General features: G+C 60.4%; 19 protein-coding genes. 5 read left to right on the top strand and 14 right to left on the bottom strand.

Translation table 11 applies throughout. The features are described 5' to 3' along the window. Positions 1 to 50: 50 nt before the first annotated feature. The 6 genes from D8779_RS18540 to D8779_RS18515 all read right to left on the bottom strand — a co-directional run bounded on the left by D8779_RS18540 (position 51) and on the right by D8779_RS18515 (position 7,211). The gene (locus D8779_RS18540) at positions 51 to 992 is read right to left on the bottom strand and encodes an iron-siderophore ABC transporter substrate-binding protein (protein ID WP_136665948.1); all 942 of its coding nucleotides are present in this window, start codon (positions 990 to 992) and stop codon (positions 51 to 53) included. Further along, positions 989 to 1,822 carry an ABC transporter ATP-binding protein gene (locus D8779_RS18535; protein WP_136665947.1) on the bottom strand — a complete coding sequence of 278 codons (834 nt, stop codon included), beginning with the start codon at positions 1,820 to 1,822 and terminating at the stop codon, positions 989 to 991. The genes D8779_RS18540 and D8779_RS18535 overlap by 4 nt, the downstream gene beginning before the upstream one ends. Next, positions 1,822 to 2,865, bottom strand: coding sequence for a FecCD family ABC transporter permease (locus D8779_RS18530; RefSeq protein ID WP_136665946.1), 1,044 nt, complete (start codon positions 2,863 to 2,865; stop codon positions 1,822 to 1,824). The genes D8779_RS18535 and D8779_RS18530 overlap by 1 nt, the downstream gene beginning before the upstream one ends. Positions 2,866 to 2,867: 2 nt before the next feature. Then, complete coding sequence (locus D8779_RS18525; protein ID WP_136665945.1) at positions 2,868 to 3,905, bottom strand: FecCD family ABC transporter permease; 1,038 nt, start codon at positions 3,903 to 3,905, stop codon at positions 2,868 to 2,870. A 58-nt stretch (positions 3,906 to 3,963) separates the two neighbouring features. Continuing rightward, positions 3,964 to 5,925 (bottom strand): TonB-dependent receptor domain-containing protein, encoded by a 1,962-nt coding sequence (locus tag D8779_RS18520; RefSeq protein WP_136665944.1) that lies wholly within the window; start codon positions 5,923 to 5,925, stop codon positions 3,964 to 3,966. A gap of 62 nt (positions 5,926 to 5,987) precedes the next feature. Next, complete coding sequence (locus tag D8779_RS18515; protein WP_240789765.1) at positions 5,988 to 7,211, bottom strand: MFS transporter; 1,224 nt, start codon at positions 7,209 to 7,211, stop codon at positions 5,988 to 5,990. A 161-nt stretch (positions 7,212 to 7,372) separates the two neighbouring features. On the opposite strand from D8779_RS18515, the gene fhuF reads away from it, so the two are divergent. Continuing rightward, a complete protein-coding gene (gene fhuF, locus D8779_RS18510; RefSeq protein WP_240789764.1) occupies positions 7,373 to 8,179 on the top strand; it encodes a siderophore-iron reductase FhuF in 807 nt (268 codons plus the stop codon). Positions 8,180 to 8,213: 34 nt separating this feature from the next. Here the strand turns inward: fhuF and D8779_RS18505 are convergent, their stop codons facing one another. Both D8779_RS18505 and D8779_RS18500 read right to left on the bottom strand, forming a co-directional pair. Beyond that, positions 8,214 to 8,615: a hypothetical protein gene (locus D8779_RS18505; protein WP_136665943.1), complete on the bottom strand. Its 402-nt coding sequence runs from the start codon at positions 8,613 to 8,615 to the stop codon at positions 8,214 to 8,216. Between the two features lie 157 nt (positions 8,616 to 8,772). After that, positions 8,773 to 9,144 (bottom strand): glutaredoxin family protein, encoded by a 372-nt coding sequence (locus D8779_RS18500; protein ID WP_136665942.1) that lies wholly within the window; start codon positions 9,142 to 9,144, stop codon positions 8,773 to 8,775. Positions 9,145 to 9,298: 154 nt separating this feature from the next. On the opposite strand from D8779_RS18500, the gene D8779_RS18495 reads away from it, so the two are divergent. Then, on the top strand, positions 9,299 to 9,535 hold the full coding sequence (locus D8779_RS18495; RefSeq protein ID WP_136665941.1) for a DUF3820 family protein: 237 nt from the start codon (positions 9,299 to 9,301) through the stop codon (positions 9,533 to 9,535). 59 nt (positions 9,536 to 9,594) lie between these two features. On the opposite strand, the gene folE is transcribed toward D8779_RS18495, so the two are convergent. The 5 genes from folE to nhaD form a co-directional block, all read right to left on the bottom strand. Beyond that, entirely contained in the window at positions 9,595 to 10,143 is a 549-nt protein-coding gene (folE, locus tag D8779_RS18490) for a GTP cyclohydrolase I FolE (RefSeq protein ID WP_136665940.1), read from the bottom strand. 86 nt (positions 10,144 to 10,229) lie between these two features. Further along, complete coding sequence (locus D8779_RS18485; RefSeq protein ID WP_136665939.1) at positions 10,230 to 10,793, bottom strand: Smr/MutS family protein; 564 nt, start codon at positions 10,791 to 10,793, stop codon at positions 10,230 to 10,232. A 68-nt stretch (positions 10,794 to 10,861) separates the two neighbouring features. Beyond that, positions 10,862 to 11,182 carry a hypothetical protein gene (locus D8779_RS18480; RefSeq protein WP_136665938.1) on the bottom strand — a complete coding sequence of 107 codons (321 nt, stop codon included), beginning with the start codon at positions 11,180 to 11,182 and terminating at the stop codon, positions 10,862 to 10,864. Between the two features lie 125 nt (positions 11,183 to 11,307). After that, entirely contained in the window at positions 11,308 to 11,904 is a 597-nt protein-coding gene (locus tag D8779_RS18475) for a cysteine hydrolase family protein (RefSeq protein WP_136665937.1), read from the bottom strand. A 316-nt stretch (positions 11,905 to 12,220) separates the two neighbouring features. Continuing rightward, positions 12,221 to 13,510, bottom strand: a complete 1,290-nt coding sequence (nhaD, locus tag D8779_RS18470; RefSeq protein ID WP_136665936.1) for a sodium:proton antiporter NhaD — start codon at positions 13,508 to 13,510, stop codon at positions 12,221 to 12,223. Positions 13,511 to 13,698: 188 nt separating this feature from the next. On the opposite strand from nhaD, the gene prmB reads away from it, so the two are divergent. Further along, positions 13,699 to 14,631: a 50S ribosomal protein L3 N(5)-glutamine methyltransferase gene (gene prmB, locus D8779_RS18465; protein WP_240789763.1), complete on the top strand. Its 933-nt coding sequence runs from the start codon at positions 13,699 to 13,701 to the stop codon at positions 14,629 to 14,631. Here the strand turns inward: prmB and D8779_RS18460 are convergent, their stop codons facing one another. Continuing rightward, complete coding sequence (locus tag D8779_RS18460) at positions 14,632 to 18,108, bottom strand: hybrid sensor histidine kinase/response regulator (RefSeq protein WP_136665934.1); 3,477 nt, start codon at positions 18,106 to 18,108, stop codon at positions 14,632 to 14,634. It lies immediately after the preceding gene. 242 nt (positions 18,109 to 18,350) lie between these two features. Between D8779_RS18460 and D8779_RS18455 the strand changes: the two genes are divergently transcribed. Then, positions 18,351 to 18,920, top strand: coding sequence for a GNAT family N-acetyltransferase (locus D8779_RS18455; protein ID WP_136665933.1), 570 nt, complete (start codon positions 18,351 to 18,353; stop codon positions 18,918 to 18,920). 3 nt (positions 18,921 to 18,923) lie between these two features. After that, on the top strand, positions 18,924 to 19,757 hold the full coding sequence (locus tag D8779_RS18450; protein ID WP_136665932.1) for a helix-turn-helix transcriptional regulator: 834 nt from the start codon (positions 18,924 to 18,926) through the stop codon (positions 19,755 to 19,757). The last annotated feature ends 1 nt before the right edge of the window (position 19,758 follow it).

Below are 19,758 nucleotides of genomic sequence, written 5' to 3'. Positions count from 1 at the left end.
TGCGCTCAACCCATCCTACAAATCGCTGCCGGTAACGGTCGGTTATGTCGTTAGTGTTGGATCGGCTGCGCGTCCATTTTGCCGAGCAGGTGTTCGATATCGGCAATCACTTGCAGGGCAGCTTGCGGGCCGCCGAGTGAGGTCCACAGTGAGCCGTCGACTGCGCCAAAGCGTTTGCCCTGGATTGCTGACAACTGCTTAAAGGCCGGGGTCTGTTCGGCTTGCTGCAGGGCTTCGACGGCTTCGCCGCTGGTACTCAGGGTGCCGATCACCAGCCAGTCGGCATCCAGCAATTGCAGCGATTCCAGACTCAGGGCCATGGAGTGGGTATGCCCGGGGTCTTGTTGGTAGCTCGGACGTACTAGGCCGACATCGTTGATTACGCTGCTGGCGAAGGCATCTTTGAACATGTAGGACGGGCCTTTGGGATTCCAGCGTACGATGCTGAACGTCTCACCTTGATGCGCCTTCAGGCGTTCGCGGGCCTCAGTTGCGCGGGCGTTGTAACGCTCAAGCAGGGCGTCGGCGGCAGCGCTTTGGTTGAGTGCATTGGCGGTGCGTTGCAAACTTTCCTGCCAAGGCTTGGCCCAGGCGAAGGTGATCACCGTGGGGGCGATTTCATTGAGGATTGCCAGCTGCTCCGGTTTTACCGGGCCGGTGAGGATCAGGTCCGGCTCCAGTTCCAGCAGGGTTTCCAGATTCGGGTTGTCGATATCGCCAACCACCTTAATAGTGTCCAGCACGCTGCGGTCTAGGTAGCGCGGCGGTGCGGCCTGGCCACGACCGTTGATGGTACCCACCGGGGTGATGCCCAAAGCCAGCGCAGCATCCAGATCCAATTCGCTGAGGGTGATCACCCGCTGCGGTGCGCTGGGTACGGTTACCGGGTTACCGAAGGCGTCTTCGATCTGCCGAGTGTCGGCTACGGCGGCGGTGCTTAAAAGCTGGCTGGCAAGCAGCAGAGGCAGGCTCCAGCGCATGAGAGTCGTCATCGGGTGAGTCCTTGTTCAGAGTTTGCGGGCTTGCGCCGGCGTGGCACCACCACCGGCGCGCCGTCATCGGGCGCCGCGAGAATGTCCACGTCGGTTTGATAGAGCTGGTCGACCAGGGCCTTGTTGATCACCTCGCGGGCCGGACCCATGGCGGCGATGTGGCCGTTATCGAGGGCGATGATTTCATCGCAATAGCGCGCGGCCACGCCGAGGTCGTGAATCACGATCAGCACAGTGCGGCCCTCGGCGACGATATTCAGCACCGCTTCCATGACCTCGGCCTGGTGGCCGATATCCAGCGCGCTGGTGGGTTCGTCGAGCAGCACCAGGTCGGTGTTCTGCGCCAGGATCATGCCCAGCCAGGCGCGCTGGGCTTGGCCGCCGGACAGCGAGGAGGCGACCTGCTGCCAGATGTCCTGCAATTGCATGGCGTCGCGGGCACGGCTGACCTGCAGGGCGTCTTCCTCACTCCACTGGTTGAACCAGCCCTGGTGCGGATGCCGGCCGTATTGCACCAGCTGCTCTACGCGAATGCCTTCGGCCATCACTGGGCGCTGCGGTAGAAAGGCCAGTTCGCGGGCCAGGGCTTTCATCCCGTAGCGTTGCAGCGGCGTGCCGTTAAGTTCGACCTCGCCGCCCTGCAACGGCAGTTGCCGCGCCAGCAGCTTGAGCAAGGTGGATTTGCCGCTGCCGTTGGGGCCGACAATACCGATCAGCTTGCCTTTGGGCAGCTCGAACGAGATGTCCTGCAACACGCTTTTTCCTGGGTAGGCAAAGCTCAGGTTGTGTACGCGCAACTGCGCAGGTAAAGGCGGGGTTAACGGCGTCATCAATCGGAACCCTTGCGGTCTTTGAGCAACAAAATCAGTAGCAATAAGCCGCCCAGCAGGCGGGTCATGATGCCTGTGGGAATTTCCTCGGGTTGCGCCAGCAGGCGCGAAAGGGTGTCGCTGCCTACCAGCAACACCGCGCCGCACAGGGCGGCCAGCCAGATCGGCGCGAGGTGATCGCGGGCCAGCCAAGAGGCGATGATCGGTGCGGCCATGGCGATAAACACCACCGGGCCGCCGATGGCCGTGCCCAGCGCGGCCACCAGAATCGCCACGCCGAGCACCGCCAGTTGCAGCGCCGCGACCTTGATACCGAGGTTCTGCGCGGTCGCTTCACCGAAGCGCAGCAGCGCCAGCGGTCGGTTGAGCCAAGCCAGTAGCGGGCATAGCGCCAGCAGAATCAGTGCAATTGGCGCGACCGTGCTGTAGCTGGCCCCGGCGAAGTGGCCCATGGTCCACAGGTAGATGCTGCCCAAGTGCACCAGCGGCTGAGTGGCCATCATGAAGTCACCGACCGCGCCGAGCAGCTCCGACAGGGCGATACCAATCACGATAAACAAATAGCCCTGCTCACCGGGGCGACGGAACAGCACGAACAGTGCCACCGCAGCCAGTGCCGCGCCCAAGGGGGAAGCCCACCAGGGCCAGCTGCCGACGGTTAAGTAGAGGGCGAAACCGATCACCGCTAATGAGGCGCCTTCGTTGACCCCGATCATGTCCGGGGTGGCCAGGCGGTTACGCACCAGGGTTTGGATCAGGCAGCCGGCCATGCCCATGGCGAGCCCTGCGACCACCACGGCAGCAACCCGCGGCATGCGGATCTTGAGCACCATGATGTCGTTGAGCTTGCTGCCCTGGCCGCCTAGGGTGGCCAGTACATCGGTCACGCCCATGCGTCCAGAGCCAAGGCTGATGGCCACGACCACCAATGTCAGCAGCACGCCCAGTACCAACAGGCTAAGCAGCCAGGTGCGGCGGTGCAGCAGCAGGCTCAGTGCGCCCAAGCGCAGGTGCCAGAGTCCGGAAGGATGCTTGGATGGCATGTCTATTTCACCGCCAGCAAGGAACGGAAGCCGCCGCGTAGAACGATGGCGATCAAGGCCGGCGCGCCCAGTGCGGCCAGCAGGGTGCCGACCGGCAGCTCATAGGGCTGTACCAGCCAGCGCGCGAGGATGTCGGCGGCGAGTAGAAAGAGCATGCCGAACAGGCTGGAGAACAGCAGCTGGCGCAGTAGCGCCACTGGTTCCAGCAGCCGTGCGCAGTAGGCCGCGAGGAAGCCGACGAAGCCGATGGGCCCGGCCAGCGCAATGGCGCAAGCGGTCAGCAGTGTGGCCGCGAGCAGTACGCCGATGCGCACCCAGGTGGTCGAAATACCCAAGGCGCGGGCCTGGCTGTCGCCCATCTGCATCAGCGTCAGTTGCCGGCACAGCAGAATCGCGAGTACCAAACCGAGCAGGGCCATGGGGCTGACCGTGATTACGGCGGATAACTCGGAAGCCGACAGTGAACCGAGGTTCCAGTAGCGAAACTGTTCCAGGGCGACGCGGGTGGAGAGCAGCAGAAAGTTGGCCATGCCGCCAAACACCGCAGCCAGCGCCATACCGGCGAGGATCAGTTTGAGCGGGCTGGCCTGGCCAAGCATCACGCCGATACCGAGCACCAGCAGGTTGCCCAGCAGCGCGCCGGCACCAGCCCAAAGCAGATAGCCATGGGTCGATTCGACGCCAAAGTAGATCAAGCCAATCACCAGGCCAAACACCGCGCCGGCGTTAACCCCGAGCAGGCCGGGTTCGGCCAGCGGGTTGCGCGTGGCGCTCTGTAACAAGGTGGCGGCCAGCGCCAGACTGCTGCCCACTAATAGGGCCGCTAACGTGCGTGGCAGGCGCAAGGTATTAACCACCATGGCCAGCTTGTCATCGGCCAAGCGCGCCGGCTCGCCCAGTAGAAAGCCGAACACATCGGTCGCGCCGTACTGGCCCGCTCCGGTTGCCAGGGAACATACCAGCAGGATGCACAGCAATAGGCCGCCGCCGAGTAGGGCGTGGTATTGGCGCCGGGTTAAGGGGTGGCTGATCTGAGTCATGGGGCCTATCAGAGAATTTGGCTAACCCCGACGGCGATGGCCGCCGGGGTTAGGGGTGTTACAGGTCGTAGCTGAAACCAACGAATACGGTGCGGCCCATCAGGATGTGGTCGATGGACTGAGCAACGTCGTCACGCTTGGTATTGGTCAGGTTGTTCAGACCGGCCTTGAGGGCCAGTTCCTTGGTGGCTTGGTATTTGGTGCTGACGCTGACGGTGTCATACGCCCCGGACTCGAAGCTGGCGGATTTGGCCGGAACTACCAGCATTTGGCTGCCGGTGTACTGGTAATCCAGGTTAAAGCCGAGCGCTGGCAGTGCCTGCCAGTCGATACCGGCATTGGCCACGTGCTGTGGGCTGTAGTTCAGCTGCTCGCCAGTGTCACGGTCTTCGGCGTCGGAGTAGGTGTAGTTGGCATGTACCGCAAGGGTGTCGGTGAAGGCGTAGCGGCCTTGCAGCTCATAGCCTTGAATACGGGCTTCGCTGACGTTGGTGTAGGTCATCACTTTCGGGCGATAACCGGCACGCCAGCTGTCGCTGACAATCATGTCTTCGATGTCGTTGTTGAAGAACATGATGCCGGCCTGGAGGCGCTCATTCTGATACAGGGTGCCCAGCTCGTAGCTGACCGAAGTTTCCGGCTTGAGATCGGGGTTGCCGACGATCTGACACATGCCACGGCAGGCCAACACGCTGTAGGTGTCATCGGATTGGGTGATATCCGGGGCCTTGAACGCCTTACCGGCGCCGCCCTTGAGTACCCAGTTGTCGGTCAGGTTGTAGATGCCGTAAAGGCGCGGGCTGAACTTGCCACCATAGACCTCATGATCATCCCAACGCCCGCCTAGGGTGACGTCGAGTGCGCCGAGGGAAAACTCGTCCTGCAGGTAGACGGCCTGCTGGTCGACTTCGGTTTCGCTGCCAAGGTTCTGGTTGTGGGTCAGGGTGGTGCGGCGTAGTTCACTGCCGGCGGTCAGCAGGTGGCTGCCGAGAGTGGTGGAAACCTGGCCGTCAACGGTGTGATTGTTTTGTTCCACTTTGCCGACACGGCCGCGCAGCTTGGTCATGATTTCAGAATCGTCGCTCAGCTCGACGTCTTCGTAGTAGTAGCGTACGCGCGAGTTGAAACTGTCCCAGTTGCCGTTGTGGGTTACACCGAAGGTGGTGCGATCCATGTTTTGCACGTTGGTGACCAGTGCGCCGAAGTTGTTCCAGCGGGCCTTGCGATCGTCCTCGCGGTGGCTAACGTCGAGGTCGATGCTCTGTTGCTCGTCGAGCAACCAGCTCAACGAGCCCAGCACGTTGTCACCCTGACGCTGCTCGACGGCATCGGTACCCGTGAGGCTGAGCTGGTCGGTTTGCCAAGCGGATTGATCAGTGGATTGCACGATCAGGTTGCCGAGCAGTTTGTTCTCAACCAGTGCGCCGCTGAGGTAACCGCTGGTCTGGTGCACGTCACCGTTGTCACCCTCGGTTGGGTGTTCGTAGCTGTAGGCCACGCCTGCTTCGGTGGCGTTGGTTGGCTGGCGCAGGATGATGTTAACCACGCCGCCCAGGGCATCGGCGCCGTACAGCGAGGACATTGGCCCGCGGATCACTTCGATGCGCTCAACCGCTGCCATCGGGATCGACGACAGATCGAAGTCGTTGGCGTAGTTGGAGGTCAGGGCGTCACGCGAGTTGATGCGGCGGCCGTTAACCAGCAGCAGGGTGTAGTCCGAATCCATGCCGCGAATTTTGATCTCCTTGCGGCCATAGGCCGAGGAGGTGTTGATGTGCACACCGGGTAAACGCTTAATCGCGTCGGCTAGGTCGTAGACCGGCATCTTGTCCAGTTCTGCGCGGGTGATCACCGAGGCGCTGGCGGGAACACTCAGCTCGCTGTGCGCAGTTTGTGTGGCGGTGACGATGCTGTCTTGCAGCGTCACGCTGTTGTCAGCGAGTGCCGCAAACGGCAACAGACCGCCCAGGACACCGATAGAGATGGCGTGACGGCGATTGATGTTTCTTACAAAAGACATGACAGGTTCCATTTTTAGTAAGTGTTGGCTCGTTAACAGCTGATCACTGGTGCTCGGCGGTTCTAGCCCGCTTGTGTTGTTGTTATGTCTGCGCGGTGACTGACCGCATCGCGCCGCTGGATGCCGCGCAGCAGCAGCCACATACCCACCCCCGTGAGTAAACCGGCCACGACATAAAAGCCGCTCAGTTGTTCGAAACCGCGCAGTTGGTTGTCTGCCCCGGTGCTCAGGTAGACCGCCGAGAACAGGCTGCCAAGGCCGGCCGCGACATTGCTGACGGTGCCTTGGAACGCCATAAAGGCGGCGCGCTGATGCGGTGGCGGAATCGCTGAAGCGATGGTCATGCTGCTGTTGGTGCGCACGGCGCTGGCGGCCATAAACACCACGAAAACCAGGTAGATCGACAAACCAATTGGCGTGGCGAAGCCCAGTAGCGTGGTTAGCGCCAGGCAGCCGCTGCTGAGCACAATCACGCTCAGCGCCTGGCCGCGGTCGAGCAAGCTGCCGCCCAGGCGCATGGCCAGCAGGCTGGCCAGGCCGCCACAGAGAAACAGCAGGCCGATTTGTTCGCGCGGGAAGTGCAGGTTGAACTGGAAGTAGTTGGAAAAGTGCGGCACCAGCAGGAAATGTCCGAAGATCTGCACGGCTGTAATCGCCAGTGCAGCCAGGCATAACGGCGAAGTCAGCAGCGGCAACACCGAGCCTGCGGGACGCGTTGTGGTCACGGGTACGCGCAGCAGGAAGTGACACAGCACTGCCAGGGCAAGGCCCAGGCCGCCGAAGACAATAAAGGGACTTTGCCAGCTCCAGCGCAGGGCCAGCTCCAGCGCCAGTGGCACCACCACGATGGCCGCCAGGGAGAACCCCATGCCGATATAGGCGAGCTTTCGCCCGCGCTCGGCCGGCGGGATGATGTCGAGCATGCTCGCCATCAGTAGGGCCCCCATGGGACCGGCAACCAGACCGGAAAGCACAAACAACAGAATCAACTGTTCGGCGCTGCTGGCCAGGGCGCATGCCATCAGCAGGACGAAGCGCAGGGTCAGGAGTACCACCAATGCCTGTTTACGCTTCAGGCGATCCAGCCAGGGAGCAGCAAGGGCCATGCTTGCGGCAGAGGCGAGGGTGGCGCCGCCGCTGATGTAACCCACATGGCTGGCTTGCATCCCGAGATGGCGCACCAGATCAGGACCCAGGGGCATCACCATCATCAAGCTGCCGATGGAAAGCAGGTTCACCAGCATTGCCAGGTGCACAGCTGCTTTTGAGTGTCCGACATCATCCATGTACATAACCGCTCTAGATTGGGCGCGGGGTGCATCTTAAGGAATGAATGATTGTTTCGCAAATGCTAATCGTTAGCGTTAGTATTGATGTTTTGTGACGGGTAAAAGCATTGCGCGGCAAGGATTTTTTCGAAAAGGGCACTGCGATTGAGTCGCCGAATGTGCCTGTAATCGCCGGCCCAGCGCCCTCGATGGATAGCCCTGCAGCGGGTGAAATGCTGCCTGGGCTTCACAGCTTGTTCAGTGAGGATCTGGCGCGTTACCGCAATGTTTTCGTGCGGGCGGATGACCCGCGTGAGGCCATCAGCGGCCCTGAATTTTTACAGCCGGGCACATTGAGTACGCTGATGGCGCGTTTTCGTCCGCAGTTCGCGGCGGCGGATCAGCGCGGTTTGGCTTCGATCTGGGTCAATCAGTACTTTAATCGGCTGTTTCCGCCGGTCATCAGTGCGGCGCTTCTATTGAATCAACGCATGCCGCTGCGGCTCGAACAGCTGGCCGTCGTCGTCGATGATCAAGGCTTGCCGCTGGCGTTCAAACTGCCGGGTGGTTGTGAGCCGCTGGCGTCGCCGGAAACGCCCTTCGAGCGCTTTGCTCATCTGCTGGATGACAACCTGCAGCCCTTGATTCAGGCACTCTGCGCGCATACCGGAGTTTCCGCGAAGGTGCTCTGGAGCAATGCCGGCAACTACTTCGAGGCCTGGCTCGGGCAGCTGAAAAGCCGTACTCAAAAGCCACAGCTGCTTGTCGATGGCGAGCGCTTGCTGGCCAGCCCACGGCGTCCGGATGGTTCGCGTAATTCGTTGTATGCGCCAATCCGCTACGTTGAGATCGAGCATGCCGACGGTCAGGTGCGGCCATGGCGGCAGCGTCGTTTGTGTTGCATCCGCGATTTATTGCCTGAAGTAAAACTGTGCCCCAACTGCCCACGGTTGAAGCAGCCTTATGCTGCAAGCGATTCGCAATAATGCTGCGCAGGGGCTGGCTCAAGTAGGCGGCCTCTTAGGTATCGCGTAGCAAGTCGTTGGCGTTGAGCAGGCCATAAGCGATTTCCGGGCGTTTTTCCAGGGCGCGGCGGATGGCCGTTGGGATGGCCTGGCGGGTTTTGCGGCACAACCCCGGTAGAGCGTCGAGCTGAATACCGATCCCGCGCATGCTGCGCACTTCATTGAAGCCGGGGGCGACGGCGATGCGCACGCCGAGCTGTGCATAGATGCGCTGCTGCATCTTTTCCAGATCGGCCAGGCTTTCAAGATTTTCCAGACGTTCGAGCAGGCGCGTCTCTTCCGCGCGAGTGAGCAACAGAATACGTGCGTCGCTGTTGGGGTTATCCAGCAACTGTTCACGCCCGCAGTCGCAGGCACCGGGTGGGCAGGGTTGGCGTAAGGCTGGGGTGCTGGTCATGGGCACCGATCATAGCCATCTAATGAGGCGTTTGCCCATGCCCGCTAAGCGATAAACGCTGTCTCTGCTAAACGGGCTTAGTGAGCATGCGGAGTTACTTTGCCAGTGTGTGCCGTCGAGTTGGCGGTAAGGAAGGGCCTAGCGGCCCTTGCTCTGGTCAGGCCGTGGCGAAGCGCTCGTTGAGGTAGGCGATGATGGCCTTGGACTCATACAGCCAGGTGCTTTGGCCGTTTTCTTCGATGCGCAGGCACGGCACCTTGATTTTGCCGCCTTGCTGCTCCAGATCACTGCGCGCCTGGGCGTCGTTCTTCGCGTCACGCAGGGTGACTGGCACATTGAGTTTGTGCAGCGTGCGACGGGTTTTTACGCAGAACGGGCAGGCGTGGAACTGATACAAAGCGAGGCCGGAGGCGCTTTGCTCGACAGCGGCCTGGGCCTCTGGCGTGCGTTTGATTTTGGCCGGGCGGCTGATCCAGTCGAAGAAGATGATCAACTGGCCGAGGCCGATGCGCAGTGCCTTGATAATCATGCTGAGGCAAACCTTGGGTCGATAAACAGGGGCGCGCAGCTTACCCGAGTTTAGTGCGCGGGCGTAGGCGCTGGCCTGTAAGCGCGCCCAACGGCATAATTCAAAACATGTTGCGCCCGCTACGGTGCTAGCTGATTTGCCAAGTCGAGTCCCGATGAAACCTGAAGATCTGTTGTTGCTGGTCACCCGCGAAATGCCGTTCGGCAAACACAAAGGTCGTTTGCTGGCTGATCTGCCAGGCAACTACCTCAACTGGTTCGCCCGCGAAGGTTTCCCTAAAGGTGAAACGGGTCGGCTGCTGGCGTTGATGCAGGAAATCGATCACAACGGTTTATCGGGACTGCTTGACCCACTGCGAACCAAGCCGCGTGTGCCATACAAAGGTAACTAGGTTGTTTTCAGGCAATAAAAAACCGGCGCTAGGCCGGTTTTTTATTGTGCAGGTGTCGCTCAGTTATTCACCAAGCTGAGGAACTCACTGCGCGTCGCGGCGTTCTCGCGGAACTCGCCGAGCATCACCGAGGTGACCATGGAGGAGTTCTGCTTCTCCACGCCGCGCATCATCATGCACATGTGCTGCGCTTCGATGACCACGGCAACGCCGAGAGCGCCGGTGACCTGCTGGATGGCTTCGGCGATCTGTCGGCTGAGATTTTCCTGGATCTGCAGGCGCCGCGCGTACATATCGACAATACGTGCAACCTTCGACAGGCCGAGCACCTTGCCGTCGGGGATGTAGGCGACATGCGCCTTGCCGATAAACGGCAACAGGTGATGCTCGCACAGCGAATACAGCTCGATGTTCTTCACCAGCACCATTTCACTGTTATCGGAGCTGAACAGCGCGCCATTGGTGACTTCTTCGAGGGTTTGCTGGTAGCCCTTGCACAGGTACTGCATGGCTTTGGCGGCGCGCTTAGGGGTGTCGAGCAGGCCTTCGCGGGACACGTCTTCGCCAAGTTGGCCGAGAATCTCGGTGTATTGCTGTTCCAGGGACATGGACAATCTCGTTGGTCTTTCTGAAGGGCGCAGGTTAGGGCGCAAGTGCAGGTGTGGCAAGTGCGCCAGCCGCCAGCGCGATGAGCTTATTCGTCGCGGCCATCCATCATGGTGCGTTTGAGCAATACGTAAACCGCGCCGGTGCCGCCGTGTTTGGCCAGGCAGGAGGTGAAGCCCAACACCTGCGGATGCTGGCGTAGCCAGGTGTTGACGTGGCTTTTAATCATGGGCTTGCGGCCGTCCATGCGCACGGCTTTGCCGTGGGTGATGCGTGCGCAGCGCACTTCTAGCTTGTTGGCCTCGGCGATGAATTCCCACAGGGTGTCGCGGGCTTTTTCCACGCTCATGCCATGCAGGTCGAGGCTGCCTTCGAAGCTAACCTGGCCAAGCTTGAGTTTGCGCATCTGGCCTTCTTGCACACCATTGGCGGCCCAGTACAGCGGGTCTTCAGGCCCGACATCAATGACGAATTGGTCAGATAGGCCATCAACCTTGATCGAGTCTACGCGCGCGGTTGCAGCTTGGCGCAGGGTGGCCAGTTGGGCACGGTTGGGTTTCGGTTTACCGGTATCAGCACGGTCATGCTTGATCGGTTTAACACCGTGCAACTGGGCTTTAAATAAAGAAAAATCGTCGTCTTGGTCTTGCATCTGGGCCTCCGCGAAGGCCGCTAGTGTAACCAACCTGCCGCTCTTCATGCTGTGTGGATCTGTTCGGCTCAGTCGCGTTTTTTCATCAGGTGCGGGGCCATATTTAAGTTGCTGGAGTGACGCGAACGGCGTCTGCAGCGGCGCCAGAGCGAGACGCCCAGGTACAGCAGGACTAAGCCAGTGACTCCGCATAGGCTGGCGGCGATTGCGGAATCGTTCAGTGGGCCCAGTACTGAGTGTTGGCCGAGCAGGGCAGCCACGCCGGCCATGCTCAGCAGTACGCCTAATGTGGCAAGCAGCGCCGCCAATGCCGCTCCCACGCGCAGGCGCCAATTGCTGGCATTGCGTGGACGCAGGCGGCGGGCGTCAAAACCATCTGATAGCTTCATGCCGATTTCCTCATGCCGATTTCCTCTGTGGCTATCGGCGGTATGACCGGCTGCTGCCGGTGTGGTTCAACCATCGGTGGTCTGCGCTGCTCAGGCTGTGAGCGCGCACGCGTTTGTCGCCTTAATCAGAGTAGAGCGCTGGCGCGCGGCACCACTGCGGCAAAGTTATCGGCGAGGGCAATCATCTCCGCGCGGTGCATGTCGGCAGCGCTGATTATCTGCCCGTCGAGGGTCGGTAGGTCACGGGTGGCGCAGGCTGCATCGACCACGGTGCAGCGGTAACCATAGTCTTTGGTGGCGCGTACGGTGGTGCTGATGCTGGAGTGGGTCATAAACCCGCACACGATCAGGTCCAGGTGTCCTAAGGCTTGTAAGCGCTCATGCAGGTCGGTGCCATTGAAGGCGTTGGGCATGCGTTTTTCGACGATGATTTCCCCCGGCAGCGGCGCGGCTTCCGGCAGGTGCAGGCCGCGTGGGCCGCGTGGATCAAGCAGGCCATCGGGGATGCCCAGGTGTTTGACGTGGACGATAGCGCTGCCGAGTGCACGTGCGGCGGCGAGCAGTGTGGCGATTTCCTCTAGCGCGGCATCCAGCCCCGGTAATTGTAAAACGCCGCTGCGGTACTCCTCTTGCGCATCAATGATCAGCAAGGTCGCATTGCTCAGGCTGGCGGGGGCATGGCCGCGGCCGGTGAGTGCGAACAGCGTTTGTGGGGTGGACATGGCAGGAACTCCAGGCTGGCATGGACAGTCCACCCATTGTCCACTTGTGCCGCGCTGCTGTGAACCGTTGTGGTCGACGATCTTGCGTGTGCTGCTGGCAGCAAGCAAAATCGAGAGGCTGCCGAGGAACGGCGATTTTCAGCAAAGGAGCTGCACCATGAGCCTGATTACGTTGCTTTCCGAACACTTCTGGTTGTTGTTCGCCCTGGCGATTTCCATCGCCGTGCTGCGTGAACTGCACCTGACACGTGACGAGGGGCGGTGACCCAATCCGCTGGGTCACGCTCTGCCACCTCGTGGCGGTCAGTGCAAAGGGTCAGTACAGGCCAAACAGTTCGAACTGCAGGTACCAGATACCCAGCGAGCCGAAGAAGTTGACCAAAATGGCGGGCAAAAACTTTAAGTGCACGGCAAAGCTGTAAGTCTTGTCCAGCGACATCGCCATGATCCCGGCAGCTGAACCCACCACCGTCAGCGAGCCACCAATCCCCACCATCAGCGCATTCAGCGCCCATTGATTGAGGCCCAGCTGCGGGTTTGACATCAACGCTGCCGCTTCCACGGGGACGTTGTCCATCACCCCAGACGCCACACCGAGCACCACGTTAACGGCGGTAGGGTGCATCACTTCAAACAGCCTTGAGATGTACGACAGCCAGCCGACATGGTTGAGGCAGGCCACCGAGGTGATGATGCCGATAAAGAACAGCAGGGCATTCCACTCGACCTTTTGCAGTTGATCTTGCCAGGGTAGTTCGATACCGCGGCGCATCAGCAACCAGGCGTAGAGCGCGACGATACCCAGGCCGATACCAATGGCAAACTCGATACTGACTTTCAGCAGCACATTGCACAGCACGGCGCCAAATACCGCACAGAACCCCACGATTGCCAGGCCCGCGCCACCCGGCTTGAGGGCGGTTTCTGACTGATCAGCGAGGTGGATCAGCGCTTGGCCATCGAGCTTGCGCAGGTAAAAGAAGTGCAGGGTGGCGGCGAACAACAGCCAGCCAATCAAGGCCGACGGGATCAGCAACAACAGGCCGGCGATGCTGATTTTACCGGCGAGCACGACCATCAGGCTGGTCGAGGTGCCGAGAAACCACACCCCGGAATTTGATGCGACCACGATATTGCACAGCGATATGTGGGTGTAACGCTGGTTGGTCGAGATGCTCTTCACCGTTTTGCCGAAGATCATCGCCGTGGTGATGTTGTTAAGAAACGGTGAGAGCAAGGCCGACAGCGCGCCTGTGGCCCAGAACATACCGCGCGCGCCGAGGCCCTTGCGCATCAGGTAGCCATTGAGGGCAGTGAACACGTTTCGCTCGTTGAGCAGCTCCACCACCATCCACATAAACGCCATAAAGGCGATTAGGCCGAACAGTTCTTCCTTGATTTCATTCTGCGCATGCAGGAAATACTGAAAACCGTTGGGATCGTAGAACGCGTAATGAGCGCCGATAACGATCAGGCCGGACATCATAAACATCGCCGGCTTGAACTTATCCATCTCCAGTTGGGCTTCAAAAACAATCAGCGTCATGCCAATCAGGAATATCGCCAGCACGAGCAAGCCCGTGAGCGAGAAGGGATCTATGACCATTTTTAGGGATTCTTGAGAAAGGGAGGGAAGGGGTTAGAAATTAGTAACAAAATTATACCTGTCGGTCGTAACCCTTGGGCAGGGTTACTTTGTGACTGTGGCGGCCTTTACAGTCAGCAATGCGTCGTGCAGATAAGCCGGCGCTGCAGGCTGCTAGAATGGCGAACTTTTTCTTGTGGAGAGCTGCTGTGACCGACGCTACAAACACCTACCCAACCCGCCTGCGCACTGTGCGTGACTACATTCGCTGGGCGGTCAGTCGGTTTCACGGTGAGGCGCTGTTTTTTGGCCACGGCACCGACAATGCCTGGGATGAAGCTCGCCAACTGGTACTCGGTGCGTTGCATCTGCCCTATGAAATTGCCGACAGCTACCTCGATTGCCGCCTGGAGGACGACGAGCATGCGCATCTGCATGCGCTGCTGCAGCGGCGTATCGAGGAGCGTGTGCCAACGGCCTACCTGTTAGGCGAGGCCTGGTTCTGCGGTATGCCGTTTATTGTCGATGAGCGCGTGCTGGTGCCGCGCTCACCGATTAGTGAGTTGATTGAGCAACATTTTGCGCCCTGGCTGCCAGGTGAGCCTGCGCGGATTCTTGACCTGTGCACCGGTTCGGGCTGTATCGGTATTGCCTGTGCCTATGAGTTCCCCGAAGCCGAAGTGGTGTTGGGGGATCTGTCGTTTGAGGCGCTGGAAGTGGCCAATCAGAATATCGAGCGCCATGAGCTCGATGAGCGCGTGTACACCGTGCAGGGTGATGGCTTTGCCGAGTTACCGGGGCAGCGCTTTGACCTGATCGTGTCCAATCCGCCTTATGTGGACGCCGAGGATTTCGCCGACATGCCGGCCGAGTATCAGCACGAGCCTGAGCTGGGTCTGGCTTGTGGCGAGGATGGCTTGGACCTGGTGCGACGCATGTTGGCCGAAGCGGCTGATCACCTGACGGAAAAAGGCGTGTTGATTGTCGAAGTCGGCAACAGCCAAGTACATGTTGAAGCCTTGTACCCGGAAGTCGACTTCACCTGGCTGGAGTTCGAACGCGGCGGTCACGGCGTATTCCTGCTGGCGGCTGCGCAGTGCCGCGAACATCAGACGCTGTTCCGCCAGCGTGTCTTGGGCTGATCAGCGCAGGCTCAAGTGACGGCTCAGCAAGGCGCGTAAGGCGGCGGGTTTAACCGGTTTTGGCAGGTAGTCGAGGCCTGCGGCATGTACCTGAGCAATCAGCTCGGGGCGGCCGTCGGCGCTGATGACCACGCCCGGTAGCGGCGCGCCTAAGCGGGTTCGTAACCAGGCCATCAGTTCGGTGCCGGTTTCGCCGTCATCCAGATGAAAGTCCACCAATGCCAACTGCGGCCGCACGTCCTCGCTGAGCAGGTGTTCGCACTCCAGTCGATTGCGCGCCGTCCACACCTGGCAGCCCCAGCGTGACAGCAGGCTGTGCATGCCGACCAGAATGCTGTCTTCGTTGTCTACGCACAGCACGTGAATGCCTGCCAGTGCTTGGCCCTGCGGTGCTATCTGGAGGGCTGGCATGCTGGCTTCGACCTGCAATGCCAGGGGCACGGTAACGCTGAACACACTGCCCTTGCCCGGCCAAGAGCGCACTTGCAACTTATGTTCGAGTACGCGGCAGAGACCGTCGGCAATCGCCAAGCCCAGGCCTAGGCCTTTTTCGGCGCGGGTTTGGTGGCTGTCCAGGCGCTTGAATTCTTCGAATATTACCTGGCGTTTGTCATCCGGTATACCGGGGCCGCGATCCCAGACTTCCAAGCGCAGACTCTGGCCTTGACGACGCACGCCAAGTACCACGCGTCCCTTGGCATAACGGAAGGCATTGGTCAGGAAGTTTTGCAGGATTCGCCGCAGCAACTTGATGTCGCTGTCCACGCGCAGATGGCTGCCGCGCAAACGGAAATCCACGTGATGCTCGGCGGCCATGACTTTGAATTCGGCGCCTAAGGTGTCAAACAGGCTGTTGAGCACAAAGGCGTGACGGTCTGGCGTAATGCGGCCGTTTTCCAGGCGAGAGATATCCAGCAGGTCGCTGATCAGGTCTTCGGCCGAGCGCAGCGAGCTGTCTAAGTGACGCACCAGGTCACGGGCATCGTTGGGCAGGGCATCCTCTTGGTGGGAAAGGGCGGCAGAGAACAACCTGGCCGCGTTCAAAGGCTGCATCAGGTCATGGCTGACCGCAGCCAGAAAGCGGGTTTTCGACTGATTGGCCGCTTCAGCCACACCCTTGGCGTCGCTCAGTGCGTGGTTCAGTTGCGACAGCTCATGGGTGCGTTCGCTGACGCGTTGCTCCAGGCCCTCGTTGGCATCTTTGAGGGCGCGCTCGGCTTCGCGGAACTCGGTGATGTCGGTGAAACTCATGACGAAACCGCCGCCTGGCATCGGGTTGCCGATCAGCTCGATGACTCGGCCGTTGGGGAACAGGCGCTCGGAGGTGTGCGCGGTGCCTTGGCGCATCCAGTACAAGCGCTTGCTGACGTGCTCCTCGATGTCTCCATCGCCGAGCAGGCCGCGCTCGGCATTAAAGCGGATCAATTCGGCAACCGGCCGACCGACATACACCTGACCTTCCGGGTAATTGAACAGCTCGATATAGCGGTGGTTCCAAGCCACCAGCCGCAGTGATTGGTCAACCACACTGATGCCTTGGGTAATGTTCTCAATCGCCCCTTGCAGCAGTGCGCGGTTGAACTGCAGTACTTCCGAGGCTTCGTCGACGATGCGCACCACGTCCTCGACCTGCATTTCGCGGCCTTCGATGGCGGCCTTCACCACGGCCCGTGTGCTGGAGGCGCCGAGTACGCCGGCAAGCAAGCGTTCGGTGTGGGCAATCCATTCGTTGTTGGCGTTTTGTTGGGGGTCGAAGCCTTTGCCCTGGCGGTAGGCAAAGCGCATAAAGCTTTGGCGGGCGCGGTCTTCACCGACAAAGCGGCTGGCCAGCAGCAACAAATCACCCACTTGCACTGCCAGCATGCTGCGGTTACTCGGTTTAGTACCGAGGTCGTGGCCAATAAAGCGACCGGCTTGCCAATGCTCCGCCACTCGGGTGCGTGAGTAATAGGAAACCCAAGCAAACAGTAAGAAATTACCGGTCAGTGACAGCATTACACCGCGGGTTAAAGGGTCGACCTGAACGCCAATCGGGCCATACAGCAAGGTTTGTAAACCGGGCAAGGCTTCCAGCGGCCAGCCTAGGCCGCCGACCATCAGCGGCATGATCAGGGTGTAGAACCAAATCAGCGCGCCGAAGAGCAGGCCGGCAAACACACCTTGGCGATTCGCCTGTTTCCATACCAGTGCGCCAAACATAGCCGGCGCCAGCTGGCCGATAGCGGCAAACGACACTTGGCCAATGGTGGCCAGGCTGGCGTTAGAGCCGAGCAAGCGGTAGCACACATAGGCCAGCAGCAGAATCACTACGATGCTGACCCGGCGTGCCGTCAACATCCAGTGGCGGAAAGCCTCAAAGGGCCGTTCGGTGTTCTGTCGACGCAACAGCCAGGGCAGCAGCATGTCGTTGGAAATCATGGTTGATAGCGCCACCGAGGCCACAATCACCATGCCAGTGGCCGCTGACGCACCGCCGATAAACGCCAGCAGCGCCAGGGCGGGATGGGCTTCGGCGAGCGGCAGGCTGATCACGAAGGAGTCAGGGGTGACGCCGGCGGGTAGCAGCATCTGCCCGGCCAGGGCGATGGGCACCACGAACAGTGCGGCAAGCACCAGATAGCCAGGGAACACCCAGCGCGCCAGGCGCAGGTCGCGGGGTTCAATATTCTCCACCACCGCCACATGAAACTGCCGCGGCAGGCAGATGATGGCGATCATCGCGAGGCCCGTCTGCATCATCATCGCGGGCCAATTCACGGTCTGCGCCCAGAAATTTTCCAGCTCGGGGCTGGCCTCTGCCTGGTTAAGGAGGTCGCCAAAGCCGTTATACAGACCGTAAGTGACAAATGCTCCGACAGCGAGAAAGGCCAGCAGCTTGACCAGCGATTCGAAAGCCACCGCCAAGACCATGCCACGGTGGTGCTCGGTGACATCCAGGTTGCGCGTGCCGAACAATATTGTGAACAGCGCCAGTACCAGCGACACGACCAGCGCAGTGTCCTGAGCGCCGGTGCCATTGGCCCCCGCACCAGCACCGCTGAGCAGGTTGACGCCGAGCACGATACCCTTGAGCTGTAAGGCGATATAAGGCAATACGCCGACTAGGCAGACCAGCGCTACCACCACCGCCAGGGTCTGCGACTTGCCATAGCGCGCGGCGATAAAGTCGGCAATTGAGGTGATGTTTTCCTGTTTGCTGATCATCACCATCTTTTGCAGCACCCAGGGTGCGAAGACCAGGATGATGATGGGGCCCAGATAAATCGGCAGAAACGACCAGAGCTGCTCGGCGGCCTGGCCGACCGCACCGAAGAAGGTCCAGCTGGTGCAGTAAACCGCCAATGACAGGCTGTACACCCAGGCGCGTACCCGTGGTGGCATGGGTGTGGCGCGCCGATCGCCATAAAAGGCGATGGCGAACAGAAGGGCCATGTAAATCAGCGCAACCGCGGCAATCAGCCCGCTAGACAGGGTCATGCGTACTCCAAAAACAAACTATAGGTGGCCGTGGTGGTCATAACGGGCAGCACGATGGCTGCCCAGAGCCTACTGCATCAGAGCCCAGAGGCGATGAGTGGCTTCAGTCTCGCAGCAAAGTCGCTGGGCGTCAGGTGCGACCAAGGTCGCAGGAGCGCATAACTTATTACTGTTGTGGATTGTGCACACTGGCAAGCGCTGTTAGCGTGTCGCGCCTGCGACTCTGTCCGAGGAGGGACCCTATGTTCAAGCCGCAATTGATTACTCTGCAGCGTGGTGGGTTGCGTATCGAGCCCATGGTTGATGCTGACATCCCGGCGTTGGTCAGCCTGGCTGAGGCCAACCGCGCGGAGCTGGTGCACATCAATGGCACCCAGCGTCTGGACTGGTACCGCGAAGGCTTGCTCGAACAGCGCGAAGGGCGCGCCTTGCCTTTTGTCATCCGCCTGGGTGAACAACTGGTCGGCACTACACGCTTTGCCGATTTCGTCAGCAGCCTGCCAGCCGCAGAAATCGGCTGGACCTGGCTCGACCGCAGCCAGCACGGCACGGGCCTTAATAACACCATCAAATACCTGATGCTCAAGCATGCCTTTGAGAACTGGCGCATGGTCCGTGTGCAGCTGAAAACCGCGGCAAGCAACCTGCGTTCGCAGCGCGCCATCGAAAAACTCGGGGCGCAGCGAGAAGGCGTGCTGCGTAACCATCGCCGGCTGGCGGATGGGCGTTTAGATGACACCGTGCTGTACAGCATCACCGACCATGACTGGCCCGTGGTCAAGCAACAGCTGGAGGCGCGTTTCAGCGGTTGATGTATGGCGCAAGCGGCTACCGAACAAACACGCTTTTGGCAGGCTCGCGAATTGGGCGGTATCGAGTTGTTGCACGCGCATTACCTCGAGCAGCGCTTTTCGCCTCATGTGCATGAAGGCTTTGTCTTCACCGTAATCGAGCAGGGTGCCCAGCGCTTCCGTCATCGTGGTAGCGAGCATCTGGCGCCGGCCGGCAGTATGGTGCTGATCAATCCGGACGAGCTACACACCGGCTCCAAGGCGCATGAGCAGGGCTGGCACTACCGCGGTTTTTATCCGGACAACGCGCAGGTGAGCGGCGTGCTGGCGGAGCTGGAGTTATGTCAGCAGGGCATGCCGTCATTTGCCGTTAGCGTGCTGCATGATCCGCAGCTGCATCGTCAATTCGGCAATCTGCATCAGTTGCTGGACAGCCAGGCGTCAGCGTTGCAGCTGCAAACCGCCTGGCGTGAGGCGATTCTGTTGTTGTTTCAGCGCCATGCGCGCTTGCCTGAAGGTCTGGTGCCGGGTGATGAGCCGCGTGCCGTCAGCCGGGCCAAAGAGTTACTGGCCAGTCAGTTGGCGGCGCCGCCGTCACTGGAGCAACTGGCGCAGGCGGTGGGTTTGTCGCCGTTTCATTTCGCGCGGGTGTTTCGTCGAGCCACCGGTTTGCCGCCGCACAGCTGGCTGATGCAGCGCCGCCTGGAGCAGGCGCGGGCGCTATTAAGGAATGGTTGTGCGCCGCTGACCGTGGCGATGCAGCTGGGCTTTGCCGATCAGAGCCACCTGACGCGCCAGTTCAAACAAGCCTATGGCGTAGCGCCGGGGCAATACCGCCAGGCGAGTATCGCCAGTTAAG

It is taken from the genome of Pseudomonas leptonychotis, assembly GCF_004920405.1.
GTDB lineage: Bacteria > Pseudomonadota > Gammaproteobacteria > Pseudomonadales > Pseudomonadaceae > Aquipseudomonas > Aquipseudomonas leptonychotis.
Note: the sequence above shows the minus strand (reverse complement) of the source record. Positions and strands in the feature narration are given on the sequence as shown.

Bases quoted from the DNA above. Each gene is read 5' to 3' on its own strand.
- D8779_RS18540 (WP_136665948.1), bottom strand. From the start codon at position 992: ATGACGACTCTCATGCGCTGGAGCCTGCCTCTGCTGCTTGCCAGCCAG.
- D8779_RS18535 (WP_136665947.1), bottom strand. From the start codon at position 1,822: ATGACGCCGTTAACCCCGCCTTTACCTGCGCAGTTGCGCGTACACAAC.
- D8779_RS18530 (WP_136665946.1), bottom strand. From the start codon at position 2,865: ATGCCATCCAAGCATCCTTCCGGACTCTGGCACCTGCGCTTGGGCGCA.
- D8779_RS18525 (WP_136665945.1), bottom strand. From the start codon at position 3,905: ATGACTCAGATCAGCCACCCCTTAACCCGGCGCCAATACCACGCCCTA.
- D8779_RS18520 (WP_136665944.1), bottom strand. From the start codon at position 5,925: ATGTCTTTTGTAAGAAACATCAATCGCCGTCACGCCATCTCTATCGGT.
- D8779_RS18515 (WP_240789765.1), bottom strand. From the start codon at position 7,211: ATGGATGATGTCGGACACTCAAAAGCAGCTGTGCACCTGGCAATGCTG.
- D8779_RS18505 (WP_136665943.1), bottom strand. From the start codon at position 8,615: ATGACCAGCACCCCAGCCTTACGCCAACCCTGCCCACCCGGTGCCTGC.
- D8779_RS18500 (WP_136665942.1), bottom strand. From the start codon at position 9,144: ATGATTATCAAGGCACTGCGCATCGGCCTCGGCCAGTTGATCATCTTC.
- D8779_RS18495 (WP_136665941.1), top strand. From the start codon at position 9,299: ATGAAACCTGAAGATCTGTTGTTGCTGGTCACCCGCGAAATGCCGTTC.
- folE (WP_136665940.1), bottom strand. From the start codon at position 10,143: ATGTCCCTGGAACAGCAATACACCGAGATTCTCGGCCAACTTGGCGAA.
- D8779_RS18485 (WP_136665939.1), bottom strand. From the start codon at position 10,793: ATGCAAGACCAAGACGACGATTTTTCTTTATTTAAAGCCCAGTTGCAC.
- D8779_RS18480 (WP_136665938.1), bottom strand. From the start codon at position 11,182: ATGAAGCTATCAGATGGTTTTGACGCCCGCCGCCTGCGTCCACGCAAT.
- D8779_RS18475 (WP_136665937.1), bottom strand. From the start codon at position 11,904: ATGTCCACCCCACAAACGCTGTTCGCACTCACCGGCCGCGGCCATGCC.
- nhaD (WP_136665936.1), bottom strand. From the start codon at position 13,510: ATGGTCATAGATCCCTTCTCGCTCACGGGCTTGCTCGTGCTGGCGATA.
- D8779_RS18460 (WP_136665934.1), bottom strand. From the start codon at position 18,108: ATGACCCTGTCTAGCGGGCTGATTGCCGCGGTTGCGCTGATTTACATG.
- D8779_RS18455 (WP_136665933.1), top strand. From the start codon at position 18,351: ATGTTCAAGCCGCAATTGATTACTCTGCAGCGTGGTGGGTTGCGTATC.
- D8779_RS18450 (WP_136665932.1), top strand. From the start codon at position 18,924: ATGGCGCAAGCGGCTACCGAACAAACACGCTTTTGGCAGGCTCGCGAA.